The sequence below is a fragment of the Albimonas sp. genome (genome assembly GCF_055129145.1).
Map to the genome: position 1 here is coordinate 1 of NZ_JBSRTQ010000198.1, position 6,522 is coordinate 6,522.

Sequence of the window (6,522 nt, forward strand, 5' to 3'; positions counted from 1 at the left end):
CGCGATCTGCGCGGCGGTCGGCGCGCGGCTCCCGTCCCCTCAGCCGCGGCCCACCAGCGGCATCTTGGTCGCCATCACCGTCACGAACTGCATGTTCGCGCTCAGCGGCAGCGTGGCCATGTTCAGCACGGTGTCGGCCACCACGCTCACATCCATCAGCGGCTCGGGCTTCACCGAGCCGTCGGCCTGCGGCACCCCCTTCGCCATGCGCTGGGTCATCTCCGACGCCGCATTGCCGATGTCGATCTGGCAGCAGGCGATGTCGAACGGCCGCCCGTCGAGGCTGAGGCTTTTCGTCAGCCCGGTGATCGCGTGCTTGGTCGTGGTGTAGGGGACCGAGCCCGGCCGCGGCGCCTGGGCGGAGATCGAGCCGTTGTTGATGATCCGCCCCCCCTGCGGATCCTGCGCCCGCATCGCCCCGAACGCCGCCCGCGCGCAGAGCACCGAGCCGGTCAGGTTCGCCGCCAGCACCCCGAACCAGTCGTCGAGCGCCATCTCGTCGATCGGCTTCGGCGGCGACCCGCGCCCCGCGTTGTTGAAGAGCGCATCGACCCGCCCGAAACGGGCGAGCGTCGCGGCGAAGAGCGCCTCCACCGAGGCCGGGTCGGTCACGTCGGTGGGGACGCAAAGCGCGGCGGCGGCGCCCTCGCCCGTCTCCTCCAGCGCCTCGCCCCGTCGCCCGGCCAGCGCCACGTTCCAGCCTGCGCCGAGGAACCGGCGCGCCGTGGCCCGCCCGATGCCCGAGCCCGCGCCCGTGATCACGATGGTCCTGGTTTCAGGGGTCGCCGCCATGGTCCGTCCTCCCGCTCGCCCGCGTCAGGAGGCGGAGCAAAGCCTGCGGCGCCCCGGAAGGCAAGCCGCCCCCGCGCAAGGCTGCGCGGGGGCGGCGGGGCCGTCCGGCGATACGGCCGGGATCACATGCCTTCGGGACCGCGCTTTATGGCCGCGACGCCGGTGCGGGACACGTCGACGAGGCCGAGCGGAGCCATCAGTTCCACGAAGGCGTCGATCTTGTCGGACGGGCCGGTCAACTCGAACACGAAGCTGCGCAGGGTGGTGTCGACGACGCGGGCGCGGAACACGTCGGCCAGACGCAGCGATTCCACCCGCGCCTCCCCGGTCGCGGCGACCTTGATCAGCGCGAGTTCACGCTCGACCGACGGGCCTTCCATGGTCAGGTCATGCACGTCGACGACCACGACCATCCGGGAGAGCTGCGCCTTGATCTGGGCGATCACCGCGGGCGTGCCGGTGGTGACGATGGTGATGCGCGAGCGGCGCGAGACATGGTCGGTCTCGGCCACCGTCAGGCTCTCGATATTGTAGCCGCGTCCCGAGAACAGCCCGATGACCCGCGCCAGCACGCCGGATTCGTTAAGAACCAGCACCGCGAGCGTCCGCCGCTCCTCCCCCTCGGGCAGGGCCGAGCGCAGGGCGTAGACGGAATGGGCGGTGGAGCCCTGGGGGATGTTGAGCGCGTTCATCGCGGGGTCTCTCCTCGGAGGGCGGCGTCAGGGCGCGCGCCCGGACTTCTTCTTGGCTCGCGGGGCGGGGTTTCGCGCGCCAAACCCCGCCCTGGCCGGTCGTCAGACCAGCATGCCGCCGCCGGCGTCGATGGCGCCCCGGGTCGCGTCCTGGCCGAGGATCATCTCGTTATGGGCCTTGCCCGAGGGGATCATCGGGAAGCAGTTCTCATGCTTCTCCACCATGCAGTCGAGGATCACCGGGCCGTCATGGTCCAGCATCTCCTGGATGGCCGCATCCAGATCGGCGGGATCCTCGACCTTGATGCCCTTGGCGCCGAAGGCCTCGGCCAGCTTGACGAAATCGGGCAGCGCCTCCGAATAGGACTGCGAATACCGCTCGCCATGCAGCAGCTCCTGCCACTGGCGGACCATGCCGAGGCGTTCGTTGTTCAGGATGAACTGCTTGACCGGCAGGCGATACTGCACGGCGGTCGACATCTCCTGCATGCACATCATGAACGACGCCTCGCCCGCGACGTTGATCACCAGCGCGTCGGGATGGGCCATCTGCACGCCGACCGAGGCCGGCAGGCCGTAGCCCATGGTGCCGAGGCCGCCGGACGTCATCCAGCGGTTCGGTTCCTCGAACCCGAGGAACTGGGCGGCCCACATCTGGTGCTGGCCGACCTCGGTGGTGATGTAGCGGTCGCGATGTTTTGTGAGCGCCTCCAGCCGCTTGAGGGCGTGCTGGGGTTTTATGACCGTGTCGGAATTGGTGAACTTCAGGCAGTCGATGGCCCGCCAGGCGTCGATCTGGGTGCGCCAGCCGGTCAGCCGGTCGCGGCGGGTCTTGGCGCCGCGGGCCTTCCAGCGCTCGAGGATCGCGCCCAGCACCGCGGCGACGTCGCCGATGATGGGGATGTCGACGGGGATGTTCTTGTTGATCGAGCTCGGGTCGATGTCGATATGGACCTTCTTCGAGCCCGGCGAGAATGCATCCAGCCGACCCGTGATCCGGTCGTCGAAACGCGCGCCGATGCAGAACATGGCGTCGCAGCCATGCATGGTCATGTTGGCCTCATAGGTGCCGTGCATCCCCAGCATCCCCAGCCAGGCCTGACCCGAAGCCGGGTAAGCGCCCAGCCCCATCAGGGTGGAGGTCACCGGGAAGCCGGTCGCCTCCGCCAGCTCGCGCAGCAGGCGCGACGCCTCGGGGCCGGAGTTGATGACCCCGCCGCCGGTGTAGAGGACCGGACGCTCGGCGTTCTCGATCATCTCGACCGCGGCTTCGATCAGCTCCGGATCGCCCTCGGTCCGGGGGCGGTAGGAGGGGAGGCGCGCGGCCTCCGCCGGGTTGTTGTAGTTGCCGGTGGCGAACTGGACGTCCTTGGGAATGTCGATCAGCACCGGGCCGGGGCGGCCGTGGGTGGCGACGTAGAACGCCTGATGCAGGACGTCCGACAGCGCGTCCGTCTCCTTCACCAGCCAGTTGTGCTTGGTGCAGGGGCGGGTGATGCCGACGGTGTCGGCCTCCTGGAACCCGTCCGAGCCGATCAGGAAGGTGGCGACCTGGCCGGTCAGCACGATGATCGGGATCGAGTCCATCAGCGCGTCGGTCAGCCCGGTGACGGCGTTGGTCGCGCCGGGGCCGGAGGTGACCAGCACGACGCCGGGCTTGCCGGTGGAGCGGGCGTAGCCTTCGGCGGCATGGGTCGCGCCCTGCTCATGGCGGACGAGGACATGCTGGATTTTGTTCTGCTTGAAGATCTCGTCGTAGATCGGAAGCACCGCGCCGCCGGGATAGCCGAACACGGTGTCCACACCCTGGTCGATCAGGGCCTGGACGACGATCTGGGCGCCGGTCATTTCGCGGGACATCGGGTCTTCCTCATGGCGTTGGTTCAGGTGGGGGGCGGGGTCATTCGGGCACAAAAAAACCCCCGGTGCGGCGGGGGCGTGCGGGCGCGTCCAGGACGGGGTTACGTCCGGGTCAGGCGCGCCCTGTCGCAAGTACGAGAATGAGGCTCATCGGGTAGTCCTTCCGGTTCCGCTCCGCCGGCCCCGATTAACCGGCTGAAAGGGGGGGGTCAACCCCGAAGCCGCCTGGGGATGGAGAAAATTGCGTGAGGGGCGCCCCCCGCGCAATTTTCGGCGGGTCGCCGTCGCGGCAGGGCGCGCCTCAGCCCCGCACGAAGCGCGACATCGCCCAGAGGCCGAGCGCCACGGCGGGAATCGGCGCGAGGTAGACCGCGCGGGCGACGCCGCGCAGCGTCTCGGGATCGGCCCCTGCGCCAAAGCCCGCCACGTTGGCGGCGAGGCCGGCGAAGGCGGCCCCCGCGGCGAAGCCCAACTGCTGGGTGGTGGGGAGGGCGGAGGCGACGCGCGCCTCATCGCCCGGCCCCGCAAGGCTCCGCGCCCGGCGCAGCACGAAGGTCCAGGCCATGCCGAAGCCCATGCCCTCCACCACCGCCACCGCCGCCACGGCCAGCGGGGGCCCGTGGGGGATGACCAGCGCGAAGCCGGGCAAAGCGAGGGCCACCAGGCACATGCCGATGGCGATCATCCGCGCGTCGCGCTTCGGGGGCAGGGACGAGACGATCACGGCGGTGGACGACCAGCCCGCCGCGACGCAGGCGGTGACGTAGCCCGCCGCCATGGGCGCGAGCCCGTGCAGCCGGATCAGCAGCACCGGGGCGAAGGCGGTGAACGACACCACCGCGAAGGACATGCAGAGCATCATCAGAAGGGCCGCGCCGGCGCGGTCGCTCAGGCGGAAGGCGTGTACGGGGAACATGCGGCCCTCGCCCTTGGCCGCGTCGAGCCGGAGCGCGCCGAGCAGCGCCGCGGCGCCCGCGATCAGGCAGAGGGCCGAGCGCAGCGGCGCCGGCGCCACGCCTGCGGCGGCGATCAGCGCGACGCCCGCCGCGATCAGGCCGAGGCGCAGGATGGGGGGCTGCGCGGCGCGTTCGGGCCGCGGGGGCGGGGTTTCGCGGCGGAGCAGCAGCGCGATCAGCACCGACAGGGCGGCGGCCTGCGCCGCGAAGGCCCAGAGCGCCCAGCGCCAGTTCGCGAATTCGACGAAAAGCCCCCCCGCCAGCGGCCCCAGCAGCGCCGAGACGCCCCAGAGCGTCGAGACCACCGCCAGCGCCCGCGCGGTCAGCCGCGGCGGGAACAGGCGCCCGACCGCGACGAAGGCCAGCGCCATCAGCCCGCCGCCGCCGATCCCCTCCATCAGCCGTCCGACCAGCAGGACCGGCATCGAGGGGGCCATGGCGTTGAGCGCGCAGCCGAGCCCGAACACCGCCGCGGCGCCGGCCATCGGCCGCCTGAGCCCGAAGCGCGCCGCCGCGAGCCCGCTGACCGAGCCCGAGACGATGGCGCCGACCAGGTAGACCGCCACGGTCCAGGCCACCAGCGTCTCGCCGCCGATGTCATGGAGGATCGAGTCGATCATCGTCGCCAGCAGCAGCGTGGTCGCCGCGTGCAGCCACACCGAAAGCGAGGTGAGGGCGAGCGCCGGGGCGTGCTCGCGGGTCAGGATCTCGGACCAGCGGACATGGGAATCGGCGGCGGGGGAGTCGGGGGTCGGGGAGTCGGGGGCGGGCGTGGTCATCGGGTCGGTCCTCGGATCTCGGCCGCTCCACAAAGCGCATCCGCCGCCCCGGGGCCAGCCGATCTTAAGGTTTTCTTAGCTTGGCGAGGGGCCAAAGGCTCGATGGGCCCGCGCCGCTTTCGTTTCCTCGTTTTCGCCGGACTGCTGACGATGACGAGCCCGTCCGCCGCCCATGCTCTGGGCTTGTTGCAATTCTTCGACAGCGTGACGTTGCCGAACGGGATGGTGCTGAAGCGGGAATTCAACGGGTTTCGGCAGGGATGGCCTTTGGGGCGCTGGGACCTTTTCGCGCCGCACCGAGGGCCGTTGCTGTCGCGGGACGTGGACTTCCTCCGTTTCGACGACCGCTGCGTTTACGCGCAGTCTCGCCGGCGCGAAGACAGCGGTCTGTTCGATGCTCAGTCCGATGATGCCGCGCCAATCCGGGATGCCGAGGTCATCGACCGGAGCGGGTTGCTGCGCGATGGCTTCGACGGCTACTGCAAGGGCTGGATCGGGCCCGGGCTGCCGCTCGACGACGCCAGCCCGCCCTTCTCGCCGCCCTGCTTCTGGCGCAACGTGGAAAATCAGACGTTGCGGGCGCGGGAATGGTTCGATCGCCCTTGCACGCCCGACTCCTGGCCTTCGCGGTGACGGCGCCGCCAGGCAGGGCGGGTGCGAACCCGCCACGCCCCGCCTCCGCGTCACCCCCCGCCGGTCAACATCGCCAACGCCGCCTCGGGGCTTTCCGCCGCGGGCCAGTCCCGCAACCGGTTCCGGCACCAGGCCAATTGCCGCTTGGCGTAGCGCCGTGTCGCCTGGGCGGCGCGGTCGCGGGCCGCGTCCAGCGTCAGCTCGCCCCGCAGATGGGCGATCAGCTCCGCCGCCCCCAGCGCCTGCATCGCGGTCGAGGCGGGGGCCTCCCACCCCATCGCGGCCCGCGCCTCTTCCAGCGCGCCTTCCTCCAGCATCGCGTCGAAGCGGGCGTCGATGCGGGCGTAGAGCGTGGCGCGGTCCGGCATCAGGCGGATCGCGCGGGCGGCGGTCAGGGGCAAAAGGGGAGGCGGCGTCTCGGCCTGCAGGCGGGCGAGCGGGCGGCCGGTGGTCTCCAGCGCCTCCCAGGCCCGCAGCACCCGGCGGGGATTGGCGAGGTCGAGGCGGGCATGGGTCTCGGGGTCGCGTTCGCGCAGCGCCTCGGCGAAGGCGGGGAGGCCGATCGCGGCGAGGCGCGCCTCGGCCGCGGCCCGGACATGGGGCGGGGTCTCGGGGATGTCGGCGAGGCCGCGGGTGAGGGCGGTGAAATAGAGCCCGGTTCCGCCGACGAGGATCGGGGTCAGGTGGGCGGCGCGGGCGGCGTCGAGCTCGGCCGCCGCCTCGCGCAGCCAGCGCCCGGTGGAGTAGGCGGCGGCGGGGGGCGCATGGCCGTAGAGGCGGTGGGGGGCGCGGGCCTCGTCGGCGCGGGAG

At 71.5% G+C, this 6,522-nt stretch carries 6 protein-coding genes; 1 reads left to right on the forward strand and 5 read right to left on the reverse strand.

What is annotated here, in order from left to right:
- Positions 1-39 precede the first annotated feature (39 nt).
- The 4 genes from ACTB72_RS19840 to ACTB72_RS19855 form a co-directional block, all read right to left on the reverse strand.
- Positions 40-792, reverse strand: a complete 753-nt coding sequence (locus ACTB72_RS19840; RefSeq protein WP_463038751.1) for an SDR family oxidoreductase — start codon at positions 790-792, stop codon at positions 40-42.
- Between the two features lie 122 nt (positions 793-914).
- On the reverse strand, positions 915-1,484 hold the full coding sequence (ilvN, locus tag ACTB72_RS19845; RefSeq protein ID WP_463038752.1) for an acetolactate synthase small subunit: 570 nt from the start codon (positions 1,482-1,484) through the stop codon (positions 915-917).
- A 102-nt stretch (positions 1,485-1,586) separates the two neighbouring features.
- A complete protein-coding gene (locus tag ACTB72_RS19850; protein ID WP_463038753.1) occupies positions 1,587-3,344 on the reverse strand; it encodes an acetolactate synthase 3 large subunit in 1,758 nt (585 codons plus the stop codon).
- Positions 3,345-3,645: 301 nt separating this feature from the next.
- Positions 3,646-5,079: an MFS transporter gene (locus tag ACTB72_RS19855; RefSeq protein WP_463038754.1), complete on the reverse strand. Its 1,434-nt coding sequence runs from the start codon at positions 5,077-5,079 to the stop codon at positions 3,646-3,648.
- A 102-nt stretch (positions 5,080-5,181) separates the two neighbouring features.
- Here ACTB72_RS19855 and ACTB72_RS19860 point away from each other — a divergent pair, with 102 nt between their 5' ends.
- Entirely contained in the window at positions 5,182-5,712 is a 531-nt protein-coding gene (locus tag ACTB72_RS19860) for a hypothetical protein (RefSeq protein ID WP_463038755.1), read from the forward strand.
- Positions 5,713-5,762: 50 nt separating this feature from the next.
- On the opposite strand, the gene ACTB72_RS19865 is transcribed toward ACTB72_RS19860, so the two are convergent.
- The coding region (locus tag ACTB72_RS19865; RefSeq protein WP_463038756.1) for a tRNA (adenosine(37)-N6)-dimethylallyltransferase at positions 5,763-6,522 on the reverse strand (760 nt) is incomplete at its 5' end.

What these genes read in the sequence shown, in the direction of transcription:
- ACTB72_RS19840 (WP_463038751.1), bottom strand. Translation starts at nt 792, where the DNA reads ATGGCGGCGACCCCTGAAACCAGGACCATCGTGATCACGGGCGCGGGC.
- ilvN (WP_463038752.1), bottom strand. Translation starts at nt 1,484, where the DNA reads ATGAACGCGCTCAACATCCCCCAGGGCTCCACCGCCCATTCCGTCTAC.
- ACTB72_RS19850 (WP_463038753.1), bottom strand. Translation starts at nt 3,344, where the DNA reads ATGTCCCGCGAAATGACCGGCGCCCAGATCGTCGTCCAGGCCCTGATC.
- ACTB72_RS19855 (WP_463038754.1), bottom strand. Translation starts at nt 5,079, where the DNA reads ATGACCACGCCCGCCCCCGACTCCCCGACCCCCGACTCCCCCGCCGCC.
- ACTB72_RS19860 (WP_463038755.1), top strand. Translation starts at nt 5,182, where the DNA reads ATGGGCCCGCGCCGCTTTCGTTTCCTCGTTTTCGCCGGACTGCTGACG.